This is a genomic window from uncultured Halovibrio sp., from assembly GCF_913056445.1.
Classification (GTDB): domain Bacteria; phylum Pseudomonadota; class Gammaproteobacteria; order Pseudomonadales; family Oleiphilaceae; genus Halospina; species Halospina utahensis_B.
Window position 1 is genome coordinate 52,861 of the sequence record NZ_CAJXMA010000003.1, and the last position, 21,378, is coordinate 74,238.

The following is a 21,378-nucleotide window of genomic DNA, read 5'->3' on the forward strand; positions in this document are numbered from 1 at the left end:
TTACCCTCTCGCAACTCGGAGTTTCGGAAATCCCTTAGAAAAGGAGTCTATGCAATGAAGAAAAAGTTGATCGGTGCCGCAGTAACAGCCGCCATTTCAGCCACCGCCCCCTCACTGGCCGTTGCGACGACCAATATTTCAGCGGGGGTTTGGGCGACCTACCGGCACGTGACCAATTCCGATTTCAGCTCGCTCAAGTTCAATGAGAACCTGGATAACGAGACCGGGGGCGATATCGGTGAAGAAACCTTCATTCTGTATGGTGACCACACTCAGGATGACGGGCCATGGCGTTTATCGACTGAGGTGCGCTTTGGGCCAGGCAGCTTCACCGACCCAGTGAACAACTCAACGGGTGACCGATTCGCGATCCACAAGCTGTGGGTCGGACGGGACCTGAACGAGAACTGGGACGTTAAAATCGGTAAGTCTCAGGTGCCGTTTGGCTGGAAGACCGTGAACTTCTGGCCTGGTGACATGCTTCAGGGCGGTTACGGTGACCAGATGGATGTTGGCGCCAAATTCACAGGGCAAATGTCCGATCTGGATATCTCGATTGCCTATTTCCATCAGGATGACTGGGGTGAAACCAGCACTGACACTGTCGACGACAACGGGCACTGGGGCAGTTTCAAAGGGATTCCCGCGACCTACCGTAAGATTAAGACAGGTGTCGCCGACGTCAGCTACACCTTGGAGCAAGAAGGGAACAGCTCGACATTCGGCCTATCGGCACAGACGGGTATTCTCCAGGACATTGAAGACCTCGGAAACAAATGCGACACGACAACCTGCAGCACTAACGATGACGGCTCGCACAGCGCTTTTGCTGCATACTTTGAAGGATCATACGGATCCATCACCACCAAAGCGGAAGTGATCCGCGTTAAACGCGATATCCCCGATGCTGGCGTTCAAGCGGATATAGAAAACACCCGCTATGCGGTTCAGGGCGGTTACACGTCAGGTAACTGGTTCGCCTACCTGGATGCGACCGCAGCAACAACGGATACGGATACGAACAAGGCCGATACCGTTTACGGCATCTCTCCGGGCGTCCGGTATGATTACGGGCCTGGCTGGGTTTACGTCGAGTACCTGAACTCCAATGGTGATATCGATGGCAACGGCGATATCTACGAGTCGGACTTCGACGCCATGTACGTGACCATGGACTACTACTTCTGATCCATGCCCCACGCCACCGCCATTGATGATGGTGGCGGTGGCGTCCCCAGAAGCCCCCCACCCTATCCCCAGACCAAGCCGGCTCACCCTGGAACCGGAATGGTTTCACCCACAACCAGGCGTGTTACCAACTGGCTGCTGTGATAGGTTTGGCAACCATGATCCGAAGCGCTATCTACGACACACTGATCCTCAGGCTGACCAGCCGCTGGTACGCTGAAGTGCTGGAACGGTTGCCTGCGGGCGCCTCCGTACTGGATGTCGGCATCGGAACCGCCGGCGCCCTTATTGCCAATGCCGAGCATGTCACCCGCAAACAGCTGCACATCACCGGTATCGATATCGACGGGGATTACGTGGAACGGGCACAGCAGCGGCTGGCGCAGTCCAGCCTGAGTGATCGGGTCGTGGTCCACCAGGAATCCGTCTACGCTCACCAGGGCGGCCCCTATGATGCCATCTACTTCTCTGCCAGCTTCATGCTGCTGCCCGAACCTGAACAGGCACTGCGCCACTGCTGCACGCTCCTGAATTCCGGCGGCCGGATCCATTTCACCCAGACCATCCAGAACAGCCACTCCAGAATGATGGAGGCGTTCAAGCCCGTGCTTCGACGCCTTACCAGCATCGACTTCGGACGAGTCACCTACGAGGCCGACTTCCGGGCGCAGATCGAGGCAGCGGGACTGGAGCTGGAAACCTTCACAACCCTCGAAACCCACGGCGACCGGGCGTCCTGTCTCGCGGTTGCCCGACCCCGGAACCTCTGACAAAACGCCCGGTGTTTCATAACATGGAACCGGTAGCGGACCATGAGCGTCTGTTCAACTGCAGACGCAACCATTTCCATGCCCGAGGAAGCAGACATGTACAGACAACTCGCTTTGATGATCGTAACCGCGTTGACCCTCACCCTCAGCTCAGGGGCGATGGGGCAGGATGGCCCTCCGGATCACGCCGCCGGCAAGGGTAAGGAACGCGCGGAAAAGGCTCGCGAGCGGGCAGAAGAGCAGCGTGAAGGAGCGCAGGAGCGCGCTGAAGAAAAACGGGAACAAGCCCAGGAGCAGGAAGAAGACGCGAGGGAAGACGCTGAGGAAAAGCGCGAGGAAGCCCAGGAACGTGCTGAAGAAAAGCGGGCACAGGCGAAAGAGCGCGAAAGGGAAGCTCGCGACCGGGATGATCGGCAAAAAGAGAAAAAAGGCAAGCAGAGCAAGCGCCAGGGAGACGACATGCCCGCCGGACTCGCCAAAAAGGATGGCGCCCCTCAGGCCGGTAAAGGAAGCGAGAAGGGCCAGCAGAAGCGCCAGGAAAACAGCCAGGGCTGGTGGAAGTTCTGGGATTGAAGCCCCGATCAGCGGACCGGATCACACCCTCTTGTGGCCAGTGCCAGGTTGGTGCTGATCCGGATCTGCTCGTAGTAACCTTCAGCCGATTCAATACCCTCGGCGGCGTAAGCTCCGGCTGAGGGACTGAGCATAAGAGACAGCTCCTTCAGCGCCTGTGCGGACTGGCGATCACGCTCATACGCCTGGAACGCCTGCCGGATCTCACCACAGCTGACGCCTTCCTCGTCTGAAACCGCCGCTGTAAGCTGGCTGGACGTCTGACACCCGGAAACGGCAAACAGTGCAACAATAAGCACCAATACTGAACGCTTCACACCACCCCCTGCTGGTCCACTGCCCCTTATAAGGGTCACATTGTAAATCATATCGATGCCTCGGTGTTCGACGTTCCCAGAGCCGGGAAGCCGCTGGACGCTTGTCACTTCATCTCGAAACCGCGTTTCACCAGGAAATCCCGCATGTGCGGACGCAGTTTGGTATCAAACAGCGGCGTCAGATTCTGTGACCAGTTGCTGTCCTTATTGCCGCCAGTACGGGCCTGGTAGTAGCGCTGCATGGTCTGGTCGAAGGCCTCAACCTCATCCGGGTCCTCGTTGTAGACATCCTCCTTAAGGATCGCCTCCGCCGGCAGGCGGGGCTTCACCTCCGGATCCTGGGCCGGATAGCCAAGGCACATGCCGAAGACCGGGTAGACATGCTCCGGCAGCTGCAGCAGGTCACTGACGGCCTGCGGGTTATTGCGGATACCGCCGATGTAGCAGATCCCCAGACCCTCGGATTCGGCCGCCACCGCCATATTCTGGGCCATCAGCGCGGTATCCACGCTCGCCACCAGAAGCTGCTCGGTCATGCCCCGCACCACGTTGGCGCCGGTACGCTCCGCTGCATCCGTGGGCCGCTTCATGTCGGCACAGAACACCAGGAAATCCGAGCAGCTCGCGATATAGCCCTGGCCGCCGGCCAATTCGGCAATCTGCTCACGGTTCTCCGGCCTGGTTACGTGGATCACGCTGTAGGCCTGAATGTGGCTGGAAGTAGCCGCGCTCTGGCCGGCACGCACCAGCTCCAGCAACAGCTCATGGGGAATCTTTTCCTCGGTGAACTTGCGAATGGAGCGATGGGACTTCAGAAGCTCGATAACTGAATTCATGAATCCTCACTGCAGATGAACACGTTCGGGTACCCAGAGGATACCCGATTTCCAGGGATTACAGTTGCTGCTGCGTGGGCCGGATGATCAGCTCATTCACATCCACATCACCGGGCTGCTCAATGGCATAGGTTATGGCCCTGGCGATGGCATCGGAGCCGATGGCAACGGAATACAGCTCATTTGCCGCTTCCTGTGCGCCCGGGTCCGTAATATGGTCGGTGAGCTCGGTTTCAACCGCGCCGGGCGAAATATTGGTTGCGCGGATCTCACCGTTCGACTCCTGCCGGATGCCTTCCGAGAGCGCCTTGACCGCGTACTTGGTGGCGGAATAGACCGCAGCGCCGGGAAAGACCGTGTGGCCCGCAACCGAGGAAAGATTGATGATATGGCCGGACTGCTGCTCCCGCATGGTCGGCAGCACCGCCGCCAGGCCATACAGAACGCCCTTGATGTTAATATCAATCATGGCATCCCACTCATCAACCTTGAGTTTGTCCAGCGGCGCCAGCTGCATCAGCCCGGCATTGGCGATCAGCACATCAATACGGCCATAGGTTTCCCGGGTCTGATCCGCCAGCGCCTGCATGGCGTTGCGGTCAGTCACATCCGCCACCTGGTAGCTCGCTTCGCCACCCGCCGCGTTGATGGAATCGGTCAGTGTTTTCAGTCGGTCTTCACGCCGTGCTGCCAGCATCAGCCTGGCGCCTTTATCGGCCAGCATACGGGCAGTGGCCTCACCCAGGCCACTGCTGGCACCGGTTATGATGACGGTTTTTCCCATAATGTCGGACATGGTCATAACTCCTCGTGATTTGAATTGCCGGGTCGCCTGTTTGCGAGTACCGATCATCCGCGGCCTGAGCCGTTTGATCTGGCGGACACCATGGGGTATTGGGTAAAATTCATCTAATTTATCTCTGTTATTCCAGATATTTTAATATGACATATCCATGCGCTATGACCTGAACCTGCTGAGAACCTTCATCGCACTCCTGGAAGAGCGCAGCGTCACGCGCGCCGCCAAGCGCCTGGGCATTACCCAGCCGGCACTGAGCAACACCCTGACCCGCTGCCGGGAACTATTCCAGGATCCGCTTTTCATCCGCGAACGTTATGGCATGAGGCCAACCGAGAAGGCCCTCGCCATTGGCCCTGCCATCCGCGATGCGCTGGGGGAAATCGACCATCTGGTGCTGGAGCAGCAGACCTTCGACCCGGCGACGACAACCCAGCGGTTTGTGATCGCCGCCAATGACTACGTGGAATACGTGTTCGTACCAAGACTTGTCGAACGCCTGCAGTACCGGGCACCGGGTATTCAGATCCGCATTGTTCCCTACGGCGCGGACCTGGCGGAGACCGGCGTGGCCGCCGGAGATACCGCTCTTGTACTGGGGCGGATTGTGGACCCACCGGACAACCTGGTGGTGCAGCCATTGATGGAGGACGGTCTGGCCTGTGTCCTGCGGGCGGACCATCCCTTTCAGGGCGATCAGCTCACGCGCGACGCGTTCGAGAGCCTGAAGCACGTCAATATGCTACCTCCCGGCCGCCTGAAGAAGGGTCTGTTTGAGGCGCTCGGCCGGCAGGGTCTGGAACGGGATGTGGCCGTCTCCGTAACCCACTTTCTCTCCATCCCCGAGTTGATCGCCACCACGGACTACTGCACTACGCTCCCCAACCTGATCTGCCGGCGCTTTGTGCGAGACCCGCGCCTGCGGGTCGTGACACCTCCAGCAGACCTTGGCACCTTCCCGGTGCACCTGGGCTGGCATGTGCGCTACCGACAGGATCCGGCGCATCAGTGGTTACGGGAGCAGATCCATGACGTAGGCAGGGAACTCATGGCCGAAGGGGAAGGGGCCCGCTGAAGGTAACGGATAACGGACTGAAAAGGATCACCCCTTCACGCGGCCATGGCGCTTCTGCATCATGCGCAGCCAGAACCCGAGCCCTACGGCGACTACAGCACCGGCGACCAATCCGCTCAGGTCAGCCGCGAACTCGGCGACGGCAGTCAGACTGCTCGCGAACAGATACCCCAGGCCCACATACAGCGCCACCCATACCGTCTCCCCGGCCACACTCCATACACTGAAGCGCGCCCAGCGCATGCGCCCAGCGCCCGCCGCGAAGTTGACATAGGGCCCGAGCGGGCTGACGAACCATCGGCTCAGAAAAACGCCCATACCGCCCCAACGCTCAACAGAAGCGTGCGCCCGACCCAGCAGTGCGGCCCGGCCCCGGCGGGCCTCCGCCCAGCGCTCAAGCCATCCCGCGCATGAGCGCCCGAGCAGGTAGCCGGTCTGGTCACCACTCAGGGCGCCCCCATAGGCCGCCAGGCTCACCGAAGCGAGAGGCAGGTCGCCTGAGGCCGCGAAGGCACCACCGGTGAGCATCATCAGCGATGCCGGCACGGGCACCGCCAGACAGCTCAGGAAGGTTACGGCAAACAGGGCGGCGCTGCCGTAGGTGGCAACAAGGAGAAAGACCGTGTCCGTCATTCCCTGTCACCCTTTTGGGCACGTACGGCTTCGTCAATACGGCGCTGTATCTCCTCGAGGGTCAGGCTGGAGGCCTCAGCGATCTCCTCGAGCGTGTGGCGCTCACCATCAACGGGCTCCAGCTCCAGCGCTTCACGCACCACCCCGGGCGGCAGGTCATAGGAAAGGGCCACATAGCGCGGGGTCATCCAGCCTTCCACTGGCTGATCCTGATGGGCCGGCTCGGCCCAGTACAGGCTGAAGAGCACGAGGCGTGCGGCAAAGAATGCCGTCACCACCAGCGCCGTGATGAATGCAATAAAGAGAAACCGGTGTTTCCGCCAGAGATTACGCGCAGCGGTCAGCAATGGTCTGTATCCAAGGGAAGGGGTGTCGGCGTCAGCTTATCAGCACCTGGGATGGGCAGGAAGTGACGCCAGGCTCGGGCAGGTTTAGTCTATGCAGAACGGTTCATTTCAATGCCCATGGATGTGGTCCCCATGCCAAGTGACTCACTCCGTCGTTTCGGCGGCTACCTGCGAACACGATGGGCCTCCCCGCGCCGGATCCGGTTCTGGCTGCTCGCGCTGGTCATCGCGTATACCCTGCTGGGCTTTCTCATCGCGCCCTGGCTCATCCAGTACCTGGCCGCGAGCACCGCCAAGGAAGACTTCGGGCGCGAACTCCGCATTGAGGCCGTCCACGTCAATCCGTACACGCTCACGCTCCGGATCGACGGGCTCGCCCTGGACGACACCGACAACCGTCAGCTTCTTGGCTGGCAGCAGCTCTTCGTCGACCTGGCCTGGTCCAGCGCGCTCAACGGAGCCTGGACGTTCCAGACCATACGCCTCGACAGACCAATGATTCACGAAGAACGCTTCGCCTCCGGCAAGACACGCCTTTCCCGACTTGCGCCCGAGCCGTCGGAGGACGCCCCTGCCGAAGACGAGGCCTCGTCACTGCCCGCATTGCAGGTGGATGAGCTGCGCGTGACAGAGGCTGCTCTGCGTTTTACGGATAACCTGCGGGATGGGACAACAGAAACGGATCAACCGAAACGGGTATCGCTGGCACTGGAGGATCTAATGCTTTCCGCCAGTGACCTCTCGCTGCAGGAAGGCGCACGTTTCCCGGTCGCTCTGGACGGACAGCTCGAGGGCGGCGGCACGCTGGCCTTCGACGGCTCACTTCAACTCCTGCCGACAGCCGTCCTGGCGGGCAACGCCCGGATCAATGAACTGGCACTCAACCAGGCCCAACCCTACCTGCGCCAGTTCGCGAACGTGCAACTCAGTGACGGCACACTCAACCTGGACGGGCGGATGCAGACCGGGGCAGAGCAGCCCTTTGCATTCGAGGGCTCCGCAGGCATTGAAACCCTGAACATCCGTGATGGCTCCAATCAGGACGCCCTCATCGGGTGGCAGAGCCTCCACACCAAAAAACTCGACCTGAATCTGGGTGAAAGGCGGCTCGAGACCGCTCCCATCAGCCTCAACGGCCTGTTCGGGCGATTGATCATCAACGAGGACCGCACCACCAACTTCAGCCAGCTTATGGCGACGGCCCCCGCCAAGGCGGAAGATGACGGGGCCGCGCGCATGGATGACACGGACGACGAAACGGCCCCATTCGACATCACCATTGAGGGCGTTGAGCTGACCGACGGCACCCTCCGGTTTGCGGACCGTTCACTGCCACTGCCCTTCTCAACAAGCATCCACACATTGAACGGTCAGGTATCGACCCTGAGCTCCAGCTCGGACCAGCCAGCACAGGTCGCCCTTGAGGGCCAGGTCGCGGACTACGGACTGACGCGCGTGGACGGCACCATCCACGCCTGGCACCCCATGCGCGATACCAGCCTGAAACTGAGGTTCCGCAACCTCCAGATACCGGAATACTCCCCCTACACCGTGCGCTTTGCCGGCCGCAGGATAGCGGGGGGCACCATGGACCTGGATCTGGACTATACCGTCAGCGAACAGCAGCTCGACGGGCGCAACAGCCTCGTGCTCCGTGACCTCAGGCTCGGCGAGAAAATGGCCGTCAGCGATGCCATGGATCTGCCGCTCGATCTGGCTATCGCCCTGCTCAAGGACAGCAACGGCGTCATCGATCTGGATCTCCCGGTGACCGGCGATGTGGGCAGCCCGGAATTCGACGTCGGCGGGGTCGTCCGCCAGGCACTGACCAGAACCATCAAATCGGTTGTCCAATCGCCATTCCGCTTCCTCGCCAACCTGGTAGGCGCTGGCTCGGAAGAGCTTGGCCGGGTTGAATTCCCGCCGGGCCGCTCCGACCTGCTCCCACCCCAGCGCGAGCGTGTCGCCAAGCTTCGTGAAGCCCTCACCCAGCGCCCAGAGCTGGCGCTGGAGCTCACGGGCCCCTTCAACCACACGTTCGACGGCCCCATCCTGAAGCGCGGGAAAGCCATCGACGCCCTTCGCCAACGCCTGGCCCAGGCGGACAGAGAGACTGGAGAGCTGAACCTGACGGCCGAGGCCAATCAGGACGTTGTGGAGACAATGTTCACCACGCATTACCCGGAGGCAGATCTGGCGGCCATCCAGTCGCGCTTCACGGAAGAGCAGGGTGATTCATCGGACAGCAGTGGCTTTGATTCCCTGGCCTATCGCAATCATCTGGCTGACAGGATTATCGCGGCACAGCCGGTCACGGACGCAGATCTCAGAGCACTGGCCAAAGCCCGCGCTTCAGCCGTTCAGGACGCTCTGGTTGATGCCAGCGGAAACGGTATCGATGCCGACCGGGTGCGTGTTCTCACCCCACACAAGATCGACCCGGGGGGCAACGAACGCATTGCTATGGAGGTAGGGGTAACGGCGGAGTGAGCGGCCAGACGGGGCCTGGCCAGCGCGCCATCAGTCGTCCCACTCATGGTACTGATTGCCCTGCCTCAACAGCCAATAGGTAATGCCAAGCGCCAGCGTCGTCGCCGCAATACCAATCAGATACATGGGGGTCAGAGTGTCGAAATCCAGCACAATGACTTTCCGGGCAATGGCCATAAGCGCCGTGGCAACCACCAACTGGACTGGAAACACATTGGTCCCCAGGTAGAGCCGGATGTTGATGAAGATTTCCACCGCAATCAGCACCGCCATGAAGGCGCCGAAAGTGTAGAAAATATCGTTGATATCCAGAAGCAGGAAGGGCGGCGTGATCAACCTGTCGTAAATGATGTAGATAACATCCCCCACGCCCCAGAGAATGACGGCAACCATCAGAACGGCCAGCACGCGGATCGCAAAACGAATGACCCGGTGAAGTCCGCGAAAGAAAGGATCGGGAAAGTCGATCGGCAGCTCCTGATGGAGCCCATTCCGCTCGTCCAGGGGCCGCTGGGAAGTTGTTACGTGTCCATCATCATGTTCGGCCATTCAGGATCCCCACTAAGCCACTGCTTCCCGGTTTATTCCGGCGGTGCTTGATTGGTTCTAACCGTCACCCGAGTATGCCAGAGATGGGTCCCGATCACCCGGTTTCAGACTGACATGCCGTTTTTGCATTTCCGGCCGCGAAACCATGGCGTCGGTCCCGCGACAGCGGCTATCGTGCGCTCTGCCACTCGCGAGCGATCGATCGAACGAACCATGAAACGCACCAGGTAACGACCCACCATGCATAACGACCGCATCACCATCATCGCGACACTGCTGGTCATCGGAACCGGAAGTCTCTGGGGCTTCTACTGGCTGCCGGTCCGCCATCTGGCAGCCAACGGCCTGCCCGGTGCCTGGGGGACCCTGGCCATTGTCGCGATGGCCGCACTGGTACTGACTCCTGCCGCCATCCGGGCAAGGCACCGTCTCCTGCGCTCCAGCCCGGTTGCGCTGGCGTCCATTGCACTGGGCGGTGTCGCCTTCGTACTCTATTCGATAGGCCTCGTTTACGGGCGTGTCGCAGTAGTCGTTCTGCTGTTCTTTCTCACGCCGGTCTGGAGCACCCTGATCGCCCGTTATGGGATGGGCTGGCCAACGCCCTGGCTGCGGATGCTTGCCATCGTGGTGGGCGTCATCGGTCTGGGCGTTGTGCTGGGGGCTGATGGGGGGCTGCCGCTGCCGCACGGCCTTGGGGATTGGCTGGGGCTGAGTTCGGGGCTGCTATGGGCAATCGCCACAACCGGCATCCGCTCGCAGCCCGAGACCGGGTCCGTTGAGGCAGCTTTCGTCTTCGCTCTGGGCGCCTGCGTGGGGGCGGCTGTTCTGGCGCCGGTGTTTGAGCCCCTGCCGAGTCTCGCAATCGAGGCGGCGATTCCCGCGTTCGGCTGGGCGCTTGCCACCGGTGGTCTCTGGTGGGGGCTTTCGATGGTCTGCCTGATGTGGGCAACGGCACGGCTCGAGCCTGCCCGCGTCGGTATCCTGCTGATGGCGGAGGTCCTGGTGGGTGTGGTCTCAGCCGCTGTAATTGCCGGCGAACACCTGGCGCCGATCGAGATTGCCGGCGGCCTGCTGGTGCTCAGCGCCGGCGTACTGGAAGTCTGGCCGGTACGCACAAAGCGCCCGGCAACGTCCGAAGCCACATGATCTGCGATAAGGAGCGCTCATGAAACAGGTTAAGCTGCACGGCGGCGAACGCATTCCCGCGCTGGGCCAGGGCACCTGGCGGATGGGCGAGCGCACCAGTGATCACAACCGCGAAGTCGCGGCCGTACGTGCCGGCATCGAAGCCGGCCTGACGCTGATCGACACGGCGGAGATGTACGGCAACGGCGGGGCCGAGCGCATCGTTGGCGAGGCCATGGGGCATCGGCGGGATGAGCTCTTCCTCGTCAGCAAGGTCTTCCCCCACAACGCCTCTCGCGCCGGCGTCCGCGCCGCCTGCGAGGCAAGCCTGGAACGCCTGGGCACCGACCGGCTCGACCTCTACCTCCTGCATTGGCGCGGTAGCGCCGACCTGGCCGAGACCGTCGCTGGCTTTGAGGAGCTGCAGCGTGAGGGATTGATCCACCACTGGGGCGTGAGCAACTTCGATGCCGCAGACCTGGCGGATCTCTGGGCGGTGCCCGGCGGTGACGCCTGCAGCGCCAACCAGCTTCTCTATCACCTCGGCGAGCGCACCATCGAGCACGATCCACTGCCGTGGATGCGCCAACACGGCCTCCCCGCCATGGCCTATTGCCCGCTCGGCCAGGGCCGGCTTCTGGAACAACCCGGCCTGCGCGCATTAGCCGAACGTAACGGCATTACCCCCGCGCAGGCCGCACTCGCATGGCTGCAATCACAGGACGATGTCATCGCCATTCCGAAAACGAGTTCCCCGGAACGGCAGGCCGAGAACCACGCTTCAGCCGAGGTCACCCTGAACCGGGACCAGCTTGATGAGCTGGAACAGCTGTTTCCAAGACCCAAAGCTGGTGGGCCTTTGCCAATTGTGTGATTCACCGAGCCAAGGTACCGCTGAGCGCACCGGTGGCTTTGGCGTAGCGAAGCCGAGACAAAGGCATTCGAGTGACGCGCCTGGTTAGCTGTTCCCAAGCATGTACGCCCGAAGCTGGCGCTCCTCTCGCATGACATAGAGGACGAGAACCCGCTGCTCATCCTCACGGTAAAAAATGCGACACGGTGGAATCACCACCTCCCTGTACACCGAATCGGGGAGCTCCGGAGGAACCCGTCCGGACTGAGGAAAACCTTCCAAACGCTCGGTTTTATCAAAAACTTCCTGAACCAGATGACTGGCGGCGGCAGGATTATCCAGAGCAATGTACTCAGCGAGTGCGTCCAATTCCTGAAGGGCAGGCTCAGTCCAGATTACTTGAGCCATTTACTCATTTTCTCCCTGGCCTCACTCTGGCTGTACGTTCTTCCCTCAAGTACAGCACGCTCTCCCCGTGAGAGCCCCTCAAGCAGCTCAAGTCGGCGCTGCATGAACTCGTAATCCTGCACATCAACAAGGTATGCAGATGGCTGACCATGCTCCGTGATCAGTATCGGCTCTTTAGACAAGTGCAGATCTGCCAGAATCTTTGTCGCTTGGCGCTTGAGGTTCGTAACAAGCTCAACTTTCATGGGTTCACTCTGAATCAGACCAACAGTGATACTATAGTATCACTATTCAGGTGGGGCAATCCCAGCTAACGCAAAACTAACGTGCGCCGCTTGCGGCGTCACCGTTATGCGTCTTGTTAGCAGCATCAGCTTCCAGGCGCTCAACCAGCCAGACCTTGATAATCGACTGCCTGGTAACACCTATTCGCGCGGCTTCGCGATCCAACGCCTCGACAACCCAGGATGGAAAATCAACGTTGATCCGTTTCTGTTCCTGATTCACCCGACGCGCCGTCGAAAGATCCAGATCGTCGACGACATCTTCCTTACCCGCATCAAACTTTTCGTCGAACTCTTCAGCGTTCATACAACTCCACCTCTCTCTTGCGAGCTCGCCTGACCGAGATCAGACGGATTCGCTCGTCGCGGTACGTGACCACAGCAGACCAGTGTTTTGCTCCAATCCGGCCGATGATCAGGAAGCGCGACTCACCATCTGCTTTAGCCTGAATTTCCAAAAGGTCAGGATCTTGCCAAAGCTCCTGAGCGGCCTCGAAGTCAATCCCGTGCTTCAAAAGATTGGCCTTGCTCTTGTCCTCATCGAACTCGAATCCTTCCATGAGTATAAATTATCCCTTTTTTACTCACCGGGCAAGATCTTGAAGGGGGGGGTACAGCTGCTAACAGAGATTAGTGTTCCGACACCGATATTCAATATTGTTGCCGGCTCAATAACTCCACCTTTAGGCATGATCGCCAGCGCCTGAAGGCCATTTAATAACAATAACCTACGCGCAAGGAGTCCGCCAGGCGTGTAATCGCTTGAGGGAGCAAGTCGGCGAAGTCATTCGGGTCAACCACTACAGCAGTCGCACTGAGAAGTCTTACTGGTACTGGATCCGCTACTTCATTCGTTTCCATCAAATGCGTCATCCCAGCGAAATGGGAGCCCATGAGGTACGGGACTTCCTGACCTGGCTAGCGGTGCACAGAAACGTTGCGGCGGCTACACAGAATCAGGCTCTCAACGCGCTGGTCTTTCTTTACGGCAATGTGCTGAATCAGCCATTGGGCGAGATCGGTGATACCGTGCGAGCAACAAAGCCTGCCCGGCTTCCGGTTGTTCTGAAACATGCTGAAGCCACGGCGGACTTTAGTCACCGTTGGTTTAACCTAGCGCGGGTAAGGTCACGGTGCCAATCTATCGCTGGCAACCGGGTTTCCATTTTTGGAGAATAGGGCGCGTCCCTCCCATCATTGGATCAACACAGGACGCCCATGGCGCGATTTGAATTCCCCTTTACCAACCGTGAACCCACCTTCGGCCTTGCCCTTGGCGGCGGCGCTGTTTTTGGCATTGCCCACTTGGGGGCACTGAAAGCTCTGGAAGAGCATGGTCTCCGCCCGACGCACATAACGGGCACCAGCATTGGCGCGATCATGGCTTCGCTCTATGCCTTTGGCCACACCCCGGAAGCCATCCGGGATGCATGCTCGGAGCTGGAATGGTGGCAGGTGTCCAGTTTCGGATGGTCCCGCTACGGCATCATGAACAACTCAGCGATGGGGGATTTTGTTCGCAGCCACATCGGCGACCGGGATTTCTCCGAGGCGCCTTATCCGATGGCGTTCATCGCAACCGATCTTGCCTCAAGAACCAAAGTTGTTCTGGACAGCGGGGATGTGGCCGGGGCAGCCATGACCAGTGCCTGCGTGCCTGGGATTTACAGCCCCATTGAGCGGGGTGACCAGTTGCTGGTGGATGGCGGGCTGGTCGAGAATGTGCCGATCTCGCCCCTCAGAAAATGGGGCGTGGACTTTGTGATGGGGATCGATCTCAATGGCAGCCGGCGTCGGCGTGAGCCAGGCGGTATCTTCGATGCCCTGATTACGGCCTTCGACATCGCCATAGACAGCCATACCCGGACCCAGCTGAGGGAGGCGGATTACGTTCTGTCGCTGGATCTTGCCGATTACGACCGCACCAACCCGGGCCAGAGCAGCGCTCTGTTCCAGGAAGGATACGACGCCTGCTGTCACGCCATTAAAGCCATCAGGAAGCAGCTGGATGCTCATGCCCCGGGCCTGCTGGGGCGGCTCCGGCATCGCCTGACACGGGTTCAGGCGGGCTCGAGCGGCGCATAGGCCAGCACCAGCCACTTGCTGCCTTCCGCGAAGTTCACCTGCACCCTGGCATGGGCCCCCGCGCCCTCGGCATTCATCACAACGCCTTCCCCGAACTTGGGGTGGACCACGCGCTGGCCGAGCTGAAAGCCGGTGTCGGCGCCACTGCTGGCGGCACCGCCCGCGTCGCTGAACATGGTGGGGCGGGTGACGGTGTTGCGCAGGCGGACCTCGCGCATGTGTTCGTCCGGGATCTCGCGGATGAAACGGGAGGGCGCGTTGAAGCGTTCCTGGCCGTAGAGCTTGCGGGATTCCGCATAGGTGAGGGTGAGCTTGCGCATGGCGCGGGTCATGCCCACGTAGGCGAGGCGGCGCTCCTCCTCCATGCGCCCAGGTTCCTCGGCGGACATGCTGTGGGGGAAGAGGCCTTCCTCCATGCCGGTTAGAAAGACCATGGGGTACTCAAGGCCCTTGGCCGAGTGCAGGGTCATGAGCTGGACGCTGTCCTCATCCTCTTCCGCCTGGGATTCACCAGCATCCATGGCGGCACGGGCGACGAACTCGCCCAGCGGGCTCTGGTCGTCCTCCACGCGGAACTCGCGGGTTGCGCCCACCAGCTCGTCCAGGTTCTCCACCCGGGCCTGGCCCTTCTCACCCTTTTCACGGCCGTGATAGTCACGCAGGCCGGTGTCGCGCACGGCGCGTTCGGCCAGTGAGTGCAGGGGCAGGTTCTCGTGGTTGTCCGCGAGTTGTTCGATCAGGTCCACGAAGGTCTGCAGGCCGGTGCGGGCCTTGCCCTTGAGAAGCTGGTGATGGAGCAGGTTCACGGTGGCCTGCCACAGCGAGACATCCTCGCGCCCAGCGGCCTCGCGCACCGTCTCCAGCGCCTTGGCGCCCACACCCCGGGTGGGGATGTTCACCACGCGCTCGAAGGCGGCGTCGTCATGGCGGTAGTTCACCAGACGCATGTAGGCCAGGGCGTTGCGGATCTCCTGGCGATCGTAAAAACGCAGGCCGCCATAGACGCGGTAGGGAATGTCCTGGCGCAGCAGCGATTCCTCGAGCACCCGGGACTGGGCATTGGAGCGATAGAGGATGGCACACTCGGCGCGGGCGTTGCCCTGTTGAGCCCAGTCGCTGATGGTGTCCGCGATGTAGTTGGCTTCGTCCTGTTCGTTGAAGGCGGAGTAGACGTCGATGGGGTCGCCGGTCTCGCCGTCCGTCCACAGGTCTTTGCCAAGCCGCCCCTGGTTGTTGGCGATCACGGCGTTGGCCGCCTCCAGGATGGTCTGGGTGGAGCGGTAGTTCTGCTCCAGGCGCACCAGCCGGCTGCCGCCGAAATCCTGCTGGAACTGCTGGATATTCTCGATGCGCGCGCCACGCCAGCCGTAGATGGACTGGTCGTCGTCACCCACGATGGTCAGCGGCACACGATCCCCACTGAGCACCCGCAACCAGGCGTACTGCACGGCGTTGGTGTCCTGGAACTCGTCCACCAGCATGTGCCGGAAGCGGTTCTGGTAGTGGGCGCGCAGCTCCGGCTTCTCCAGCCACAGCTCATGGGAACGCAGCAGCAGCTCGCCGAAGTCCACCAGGCCGCTGCGCTGGCAGTTCTTCTGGTACTCACGGTAGACGTTGATCAGGGTGGTGGTGAACACATCGCCGTGGTCCTCGATGTGATCCGGGCGCAGCCCCTCATCCTTGCTGGAGTTGATGAACCATTGGGCCTGCTTGGGCGGCCAGCGGCTCTCATCCAGCTGCAGCTCACGCATGACACGCTTGACCAGGCGCAGCTGGTCGTCCGCATCCAGCACCTGGAAGTTCTCGGGCAGGCCGGCGTCCTGGCAATGGGCGCGCAGCAGGCGGTGGGCCAGGCCGTGGAAGGTGCCAACCCACATGCCCCGGGTCGGGATCTGGAGCATTTCCTCGATCCGCCCGCGCATCTCACGCGCGGCCTTGTTGGTGAAGGTCACGGCCATGATGCTCGAGGCCGGCACCTGTTCCACCTGGATCAGCCAGGCAATACGGTGCACCAACACCCGCGTCTTGCCGCTGCCGGCACCGGCCAGAACCAGCACGTGGCTGTCCGGCGCGGTGACGGCTTCGCGCTGGGCGTCGTTGAGGGGGTCGAGGATGGAGGAGACATCCATAGTGCCACTGGGCCCTTTGCCGATGCGTGAAACCTGCGCAGTATAACAGGGGAACCTGTGCAGACATCCAGTATCGCAACAGGATCTTTTCAGGCCTCAGGAGGCCGGATCGTAAACCACGACGTTATCGTGCCCCTCCGCGATGAGATGCCCCGCATGCAGCGTGCTCATACTGCCTTCGTCACAGTACAGGAGGTAGCGGTTGCCGGCATCCAGCTCCGCAAAGCGGTGATTCAGTTCGTAGAAGGGAATGGAGCGGATCTCATTGTTGGTGAGCGTCAGCGGCGCATCCGCCGCCTCACCGGGATGGCGGATGTCGATGACCACATCGCCGGGTGAGGGCGTGTTCACCCGCGGCACATCGTCGATCCCCACCTCGCTTTCCAGCATCTGGTCCACCGGCGTCATGGTGCGGTTCGCCACGGCGGCATCCAGCACCGCATCATCGAAGAAGGACTCGTCGCGCTCAATGCGCCCTTTCTTCGCACGCGTGGTCGGCCGGTCCGAGATCACGCCACAGTATTCCGGCATGTTCGCCGCCATCCAGTAGGCGCCGATCCGGTCCGCGACGTCGATGATCTCGTCTTTGTTCATGAACACCAGCGGCCGCATCACCAGCATGTCCGTGCTCTGGTCAATCAGGCCCAGGTTAAGCGGCGTCTGGCTGGAAACCTGGGAAATACTCTCGCCCGTGACCAGCCCGGAAATGTGCATCTCATTCGCAATGCGCTCCGCCGCCCGCATCATCAGCCGCTTGAGCACGACACCACGGTACGAGTGGTTGATGCGCGTCATCAGCTCGCCGATCACCCCTTCGAACGGCACCGAGATCATGTAGACCCGGTGGGAAGACTGGTAGTCCGCCCAGAGGTGGCGGACCATCTGCCGCACACCCGCCTCGTGGGCCGTACCGCCGAGATTGAAGAACAGGAAGTGGGTCTGGAGCCCGCGCCGGATGGCCATGTAGGAGGACACGGCCGAATCGAACCCGCCGGAGATCAGGGACAGCACCGGCTCCTGAGTCCCGATCGGGAAGCCTCCCTGGCCCGGGTAGCGCCGACGCACCACCACCATGCTCTCGCGTTTCACCTCCAGATTCACCGGAATCTCCGGGTGTTTGAGATTCACGCCCGCGGCGTCCGTGTTCTTCAGCAGATGCCCGCCCAGGAACTGTTCCAGTTGCTGGGAGCTGAAACTGTGCTCCCCCCGGCGCTTCACGCGCACGGCAAAGGTCTTGCCCGCGAGCCGCTCGCGGTAGACATGGGTCACTTTCTCGGCCGCATCCTCGAAGTTCTGCCAGGGCAGGTCGTCGACCAGCAGGATGAACTGGGCACCGGGCATACGCTGGAGGTAATGGATAACGCGCTCGGCCAGGCCCGCCTCCTCGCCGTGTTCCACCGTGCGCCGCTGCTCCGCTTCAGGGTCCTCGCCCGGCACATACACGTCGATACGATCCCAGCCCGGGCGCACATCAATCCGCTCGTCGAGCTGGCGCATCATCCGGCGGACATTACGCCGCATCTGGCGCAGCTGCTTGCGCCGCACGGGATCGGATTTGACCGCCATTTCCGGCGAAATCTTGATGAGGTAATGGACCATGGGTAACACTAGTCGGCTTGGATCGCGCTTTGTTCAGCAGAAGCGCGATTTTAACCGACACCGAAGGCCAAATACTATGTCCAGAAACGGCGTTCACGCGCGCGTCTCTCCCGAAGGCAGTCTCGAGATCCTCTCGAACAAGGAGGTGAACCAGCTCAAGGACGACGGCGAAGGCGGCCTCTACCATCTCTTCCGCCAGTGCGCCCTCGCCGTGCTCAACAGCGGCACCATCAGCGATGACAGCAAGGCCATCATGGAAACCTACCAGGACTTCGGCCTGGCCCTGCTGCAACAGCCGCGCGGCATCAAGATCGAACTCCACAACGCCCCGCCCAGCGCCTTCGTGGACGGCACCATGATCCGTGGCATCCGCGAGCACCTGTTCTCCGTGCTGCGTGACATCGTCTATGCCAACTCGATACTGGCCACCGCCGGCTGGTACAACCCCGAGCACTCCGAGGACATCACCAACCTCGTCTTCCAGGTCCTGCGCAACGCCGAGATCCTCAGGCCGGAAAACGAACCCAACATGGTCGTCTGCTGGGGCGGCCACTCCATCAGCCGCGACGAATACGACTACACCAAGAACTGCGGCCACGAACTCGGCCTGCGCGGCCTCGATATCTGCACCGGCTGCGGGCCCGGCGCCATGAAAGGCCCCATGAAGGGCGCCACCATCGCGCACGCCAAGCAGCGCATCGACGGTGGCCGCTACGTCGGCATCACCGAGCCCGGCATCATCGCCGCCGAGGCCCCGAACCCGATCGTGAACGAACTCGTGATCATGCCGGACATCGAAAAGCGCCTGGAAGCCTTCCTGCGCGCCGGCCACGGCATCGTCGTCTTCCCCGGGGGCGCGGGTACCGCAGAGGAAATCCTCTACCTCCTCGGCGTCCTGCTCGACCCCCGAAACGCGGACCTTCCCTTCCCGCTGATCTTCAGCGGCTCAAAGGAGAATGCCGACTACTTCGAGATGATCGACCAGTTCATCCGCAACACCCTCGGCGACCAGGCCGCGAGCCGCTACCGCATCATCATCGACGATCCGGAAGAAACCGCACGCGCCATGAAAGAGGGCATGCAGACCGTGCGCGATTACCGCCGCGAAAACCGCGACGCCTACTATTTCAACTGGGTGCTCACGGTTGACCCCATCTTCCAGACCCCGTTCGAACCTACCCACGACAGCATGCGCGCGCTCAACCTCAGCCGCGACCAGGAACCCCACCGCCTCGCCGCCAACCTGCGCTGCGCCTTCAGCGGCATCGTGGCCGGCAATGTCAAAGCCGATGGCATCCAACAGGTGGAAGAACACGGCCCCTTCGAGATCGAAGGCGACCCCGAGTTCCTCAAACCCCTGGAAACCCTGCTGGACGCTTTCGTGGCCCAGAACCGCATGAAACTGCCAGGCCAGGCCTACAAGCCGTGCTACCAGATCATCGACAAGCCAGGGTAAACGCTGTCAGAGAAAGCAATACAGCTGGAAGGGTGGGGGTTTGGGGCCTCTAGGAGGGAAACTCGATTGCCATGGGTCAGGCCGAAAGGCCTGACGGGTTGCCAGGGAAGGCAAGCCAGGACCGGCACGCGGAGCAGGACTGCGTAGCGTGACGGGCAATCGGTAGCCTACACGGACGTACTTGTTGGCGGTTCCCGGAGAGAGGCCCCAAACCCCCACCCCAGCAACCACCTCTCAGTCTTCTTTCGCACCCGTCCGAGGCATCTCAGCATAGTAAGCCGCCAGATCCCGCAACTCCTGCTCCGAAAGCCCCGAAACCTGCCCATGCATCACCGTCGCCTGCCCCCCACGCCGGTTCCCGTTCTGATACGCCTTCATCGCCTGGAACAGATACTCCCCATTCTGCCCCGCCAGCGACGGATAGCGATCCACCGCCGCAATACCATCACCGCCATGACAGGACGCACAGCCACTCGCCAGCGCCTCGCCGGCATCCGGATCACCGGCCGGCGCCTGACCCACAAAGAAAAATACCAGCGCCAACGCCACCGCAGCCAGAACCGCCAGGATACTCCGCATGCACACCTCCCATTCGCGAAGCCCGCATTATAACCGCTCCCCCGGCGCACGCATCCGCCTCGATTGGTGCCCCGGCGCAATTCCGGTAGGATAAGGGCCCGTATTGAACGGCCAAAGCGGTATACAGGAGGCACGCCCATGGGCGCCGACACAGCGCAGAACCAGGCCGAGGACCCCGTCCTCTTCGAGAAACAGGCATGCCAGGAGGGCGCACTCGGGCTCATCACCCTCAACAATGCCCGTAAATTCAACGCCCTCACGCTGCCGATGATCGAAGCCATCCAGCAACAGCTCGACGCCTGGGCCGAGGACGACGACGTCCGCGTGATCGTCCTCTGCGGCAACGGCGAGAAGGCCTTCTGCGCCGGCGGCGATGTTCGCTCGGTGCACGAAGCCATCCAGGACGCCAAGGGCCGGCCGGGAAATGACGGCGAACGCTTCTTCGCTGCGGAATACCGCATGGACTACACCATCGCCACTCACCCCAAGCCCGTGGTGTGCTGGGGCCAGGGCGTGGTGATGGGCGGCGGCCTGGGCATGATGAACGCCTCCCGCTACCGCCTGGTCACCCCCGATCTGAAAATGGGCATGCCCGAGGTCAGCATCGGTTTCTTCCCGGACGTGGGCGCCAGCCGCTTCCTCAACCGCCTGCCCGGCAGCATCGGCATGTTCATGGGGCTGACAGGCGCCACCCTGAATGTGGCCGACGCGCTGCGCGTGAGCCTGGCCGACTATGCCGTGCCCAACGACGGCTTCGACCAGCTCATGGACCGTCTCCGTGAGCAGAGCTGGACCCGCTCACCGGAGACCAATGACCGCCACTTGCTGGAAACCCTCCAGGGTTTTGCCGCGGGCTATCAGCTGGACCTCTCCGAATCCAACCTCGAGCGCCACGAACAGTTCATCAGCCGGATATGCCGCGGTCGGGACGTGGTGGCCGTGGTCAACGCCATTCTCAACACCGAGGCGGAATCCGAGTGGTTCCAGGCCGCCCAGAACAACCTGCGCAACGGCTGCCCGGTATCAGCGCACATTGTGTTCGAGCAGCTGCATCGGGGCCTGCAGCAGAGCCTGCGCGACATCTTCATGATGGAGCTGATGGTGGCGGTGCACTGCGCCCGCCATCGTGATTTCCTGGAGGGAGTGCGTGCGAGGCTGATCGACAAGGATCACGAACCGCGCTGGACGCACAAAGACGTAGCCAGTGTTCCAACGGGCTGGGTCCGTTCCCACTTCACCGCCCCCTGGCCGGAAGACGAGCACCCGCTGCAGGACCTGTAGCG

The 21,378-nt window shown here is 61.5% G+C and carries 24 protein-coding genes; 11 read left to right on the forward strand and 13 right to left on the reverse strand.

The genetic code is table 11. The features are described 5' to 3' along the window. The first annotated feature begins 54 nt into the window (after nucleotides 1-54). From QZ501_RS01705 to QZ501_RS01715, 3 genes are all read left to right on the forward strand, one after another. Nucleotides 55-1,188, forward strand: coding sequence for a porin (locus QZ501_RS01705; protein WP_295716682.1), 1,134 nt, complete (start codon nucleotides 55-57; stop codon nucleotides 1,186-1,188). 158 nt (nucleotides 1,189-1,346) lie between these two features. Then, nucleotides 1,347-1,958 carry a class I SAM-dependent methyltransferase gene (locus tag QZ501_RS01710; RefSeq protein ID WP_202405660.1) on the forward strand — a complete coding sequence of 204 codons (612 nt, stop codon included), beginning with the start codon at nucleotides 1,347-1,349 and terminating at the stop codon, nucleotides 1,956-1,958. Between the two features lie 96 nt (nucleotides 1,959-2,054). Continuing rightward, a complete protein-coding gene (locus QZ501_RS01715) occupies nucleotides 2,055-2,531 on the forward strand; it encodes a DUF1682 domain-containing protein (RefSeq protein WP_151439726.1) in 477 nt (158 codons plus the stop codon). Nucleotides 2,532-2,539: 8 nt separating this feature from the next. On the opposite strand, the gene QZ501_RS01720 is transcribed toward QZ501_RS01715, so the two are convergent. The 3 genes from QZ501_RS01720 to QZ501_RS01730 all read right to left on the reverse strand — a co-directional run bounded on the left by QZ501_RS01720 (nucleotide 2,540) and on the right by QZ501_RS01730 (nucleotide 4,480). Continuing rightward, a complete protein-coding gene (locus tag QZ501_RS01720; RefSeq protein ID WP_295716686.1) occupies nucleotides 2,540-2,848 on the reverse strand; it encodes a lipoprotein in 309 nt (102 codons plus the stop codon). Nucleotides 2,849-2,952: 104 nt separating this feature from the next. Beyond that, entirely contained in the window at nucleotides 2,953-3,684 is a 732-nt protein-coding gene (gene nfsA, locus QZ501_RS01725; RefSeq protein ID WP_295716688.1) for an oxygen-insensitive NADPH nitroreductase, read from the reverse strand. A 58-nt stretch (nucleotides 3,685-3,742) separates the two neighbouring features. Continuing rightward, entirely contained in the window at nucleotides 3,743-4,480 is a 738-nt protein-coding gene (locus QZ501_RS01730) for an SDR family oxidoreductase (RefSeq protein WP_160898927.1), read from the reverse strand. A 157-nt stretch (nucleotides 4,481-4,637) separates the two neighbouring features. On the opposite strand from QZ501_RS01730, the gene QZ501_RS01735 reads away from it, so the two are divergent. Beyond that, nucleotides 4,638-5,558: a LysR family transcriptional regulator gene (locus QZ501_RS01735; protein ID WP_295716691.1), complete on the forward strand. Its 921-nt coding sequence runs from the start codon at nucleotides 4,638-4,640 to the stop codon at nucleotides 5,556-5,558. Between the two features lie 27 nt (nucleotides 5,559-5,585). Here QZ501_RS01735 and QZ501_RS01740 read toward each other — a convergent pair whose 3' ends face one another. Next, nucleotides 5,586-6,191: a DedA family protein gene (locus QZ501_RS01740; protein ID WP_151439721.1), complete on the reverse strand. Its 606-nt coding sequence runs from the start codon at nucleotides 6,189-6,191 to the stop codon at nucleotides 5,586-5,588. Further along, entirely contained in the window at nucleotides 6,188-6,538 is a 351-nt protein-coding gene (locus QZ501_RS01745) for a hypothetical protein (RefSeq protein ID WP_151439720.1), read from the reverse strand. The genes QZ501_RS01740 and QZ501_RS01745 overlap by 4 nt, the downstream gene beginning before the upstream one ends. 132 nt (nucleotides 6,539-6,670) lie before the next feature. Here QZ501_RS01745 and QZ501_RS01750 point away from each other — a divergent pair, with 132 nt between their 5' ends. Beyond that, nucleotides 6,671-9,028, forward strand: coding sequence for a DUF748 domain-containing protein (locus tag QZ501_RS01750; RefSeq protein ID WP_295716693.1), 2,358 nt, complete (start codon nucleotides 6,671-6,673; stop codon nucleotides 9,026-9,028). A 30-nt stretch (nucleotides 9,029-9,058) separates the two neighbouring features. Here QZ501_RS01750 and QZ501_RS01755 read toward each other — a convergent pair whose 3' ends face one another. Next, nucleotides 9,059-9,577, reverse strand: a complete 519-nt coding sequence (locus QZ501_RS01755; RefSeq protein WP_151439718.1) for a phosphate-starvation-inducible PsiE family protein — start codon at nucleotides 9,575-9,577, stop codon at nucleotides 9,059-9,061. Nucleotides 9,578-9,817: 240 nt separating this feature from the next. Here QZ501_RS01755 and QZ501_RS01760 point away from each other — a divergent pair, with 240 nt between their 5' ends. Beyond that, complete coding sequence (locus QZ501_RS01760) at nucleotides 9,818-10,723, forward strand: DMT family transporter (RefSeq protein WP_160898924.1); 906 nt, start codon at nucleotides 9,818-9,820, stop codon at nucleotides 10,721-10,723. A gap of 19 nt (nucleotides 10,724-10,742) precedes the next feature. Further along, complete coding sequence (locus QZ501_RS01765; protein ID WP_151439716.1) at nucleotides 10,743-11,576, forward strand: aldo/keto reductase; 834 nt, start codon at nucleotides 10,743-10,745, stop codon at nucleotides 11,574-11,576. Nucleotides 11,577-11,660: 84 nt separating this feature from the next. Here the strand turns inward: QZ501_RS01765 and QZ501_RS01770 are convergent, their stop codons facing one another. The 4 genes from QZ501_RS01770 to QZ501_RS01785 all read right to left on the reverse strand — a co-directional run bounded on the left by QZ501_RS01770 (nucleotide 11,661) and on the right by QZ501_RS01785 (nucleotide 12,807). Then, nucleotides 11,661-11,963 carry a type II toxin-antitoxin system RelE/ParE family toxin gene (locus QZ501_RS01770; protein WP_295716697.1) on the reverse strand — a complete coding sequence of 101 codons (303 nt, stop codon included), beginning with the start codon at nucleotides 11,961-11,963 and terminating at the stop codon, nucleotides 11,661-11,663. Then, nucleotides 11,951-12,208 carry a type II toxin-antitoxin system Phd/YefM family antitoxin gene (locus QZ501_RS01775; protein ID WP_022992576.1) on the reverse strand — a complete coding sequence of 86 codons (258 nt, stop codon included), beginning with the start codon at nucleotides 12,206-12,208 and terminating at the stop codon, nucleotides 11,951-11,953. Before QZ501_RS01775 ends, QZ501_RS01770 begins: the two co-directional genes overlap by 13 nt. Before the next feature lie 76 nt (nucleotides 12,209-12,284). Next, nucleotides 12,285-12,554 (reverse strand): CopG family transcriptional regulator, encoded by a 270-nt coding sequence (locus QZ501_RS01780; RefSeq protein ID WP_295716703.1) that lies wholly within the window; start codon nucleotides 12,552-12,554, stop codon nucleotides 12,285-12,287. Beyond that, nucleotides 12,544-12,807: a BrnT family toxin gene (locus tag QZ501_RS01785; protein WP_295716705.1), complete on the reverse strand. Its 264-nt coding sequence runs from the start codon at nucleotides 12,805-12,807 to the stop codon at nucleotides 12,544-12,546. The genes QZ501_RS01780 and QZ501_RS01785 overlap by 11 nt, the downstream gene beginning before the upstream one ends. 202 nt (nucleotides 12,808-13,009) lie before the next feature. Between QZ501_RS01785 and QZ501_RS01790 the strand changes: the two genes are divergently transcribed. Then, nucleotides 13,010-13,426, forward strand: a complete 417-nt coding sequence (locus QZ501_RS01790; protein ID WP_295716706.1) for a phage integrase N-terminal SAM-like domain-containing protein — start codon at nucleotides 13,010-13,012, stop codon at nucleotides 13,424-13,426. A 39-nt stretch (nucleotides 13,427-13,465) separates the two neighbouring features. Next, on the forward strand, nucleotides 13,466-14,332 hold the full coding sequence (locus QZ501_RS01795) for a patatin-like phospholipase family protein (RefSeq protein ID WP_295716708.1): 867 nt from the start codon (nucleotides 13,466-13,468) through the stop codon (nucleotides 14,330-14,332). Here QZ501_RS01795 and uvrD read toward each other — a convergent pair. Both uvrD and thiI read right to left on the reverse strand, forming a co-directional pair. Then, on the reverse strand, nucleotides 14,308-16,461 hold the full coding sequence (gene uvrD, locus QZ501_RS01800) for a DNA helicase II (protein WP_295716709.1): 2,154 nt from the start codon (nucleotides 16,459-16,461) through the stop codon (nucleotides 14,308-14,310). The genes QZ501_RS01795 and uvrD overlap by 25 nt on opposite strands. 96 nt (nucleotides 16,462-16,557) lie before the next feature. Beyond that, the gene (gene thiI / locus QZ501_RS01805; RefSeq protein WP_295716711.1) at nucleotides 16,558-18,060 is read right to left on the reverse strand and encodes a tRNA uracil 4-sulfurtransferase ThiI; all 1,503 of its coding nucleotides are present in this window, start codon (nucleotides 18,058-18,060) and stop codon (nucleotides 16,558-16,560) included. A 76-nt stretch (nucleotides 18,061-18,136) separates the two neighbouring features. Here thiI and ppnN point away from each other — a divergent pair, with 76 nt between their 5' ends. Continuing rightward, on the forward strand, nucleotides 18,137-19,516 hold the full coding sequence (gene ppnN / locus QZ501_RS01810; RefSeq protein WP_151439686.1) for a nucleotide 5'-monophosphate nucleosidase PpnN: 1,380 nt from the start codon (nucleotides 18,137-18,139) through the stop codon (nucleotides 19,514-19,516). Nucleotides 19,517-19,750: 234 nt separating this feature from the next. Here the strand turns inward: ppnN and QZ501_RS01815 are convergent, their stop codons facing one another. Next, nucleotides 19,751-20,095, reverse strand: a complete 345-nt coding sequence (locus QZ501_RS01815; protein ID WP_160899622.1) for a cytochrome c — start codon at nucleotides 20,093-20,095, stop codon at nucleotides 19,751-19,753. Nucleotides 20,096-20,233: 138 nt separating this feature from the next. On the opposite strand from QZ501_RS01815, the gene QZ501_RS01820 reads away from it, so the two are divergent. Beyond that, nucleotides 20,234-21,376, forward strand: coding sequence for an enoyl-CoA hydratase/isomerase family protein (locus QZ501_RS01820; RefSeq protein ID WP_151439684.1), 1,143 nt, complete (start codon nucleotides 20,234-20,236; stop codon nucleotides 21,374-21,376). Nucleotides 21,377-21,378 lie beyond the last annotated feature (2 nt).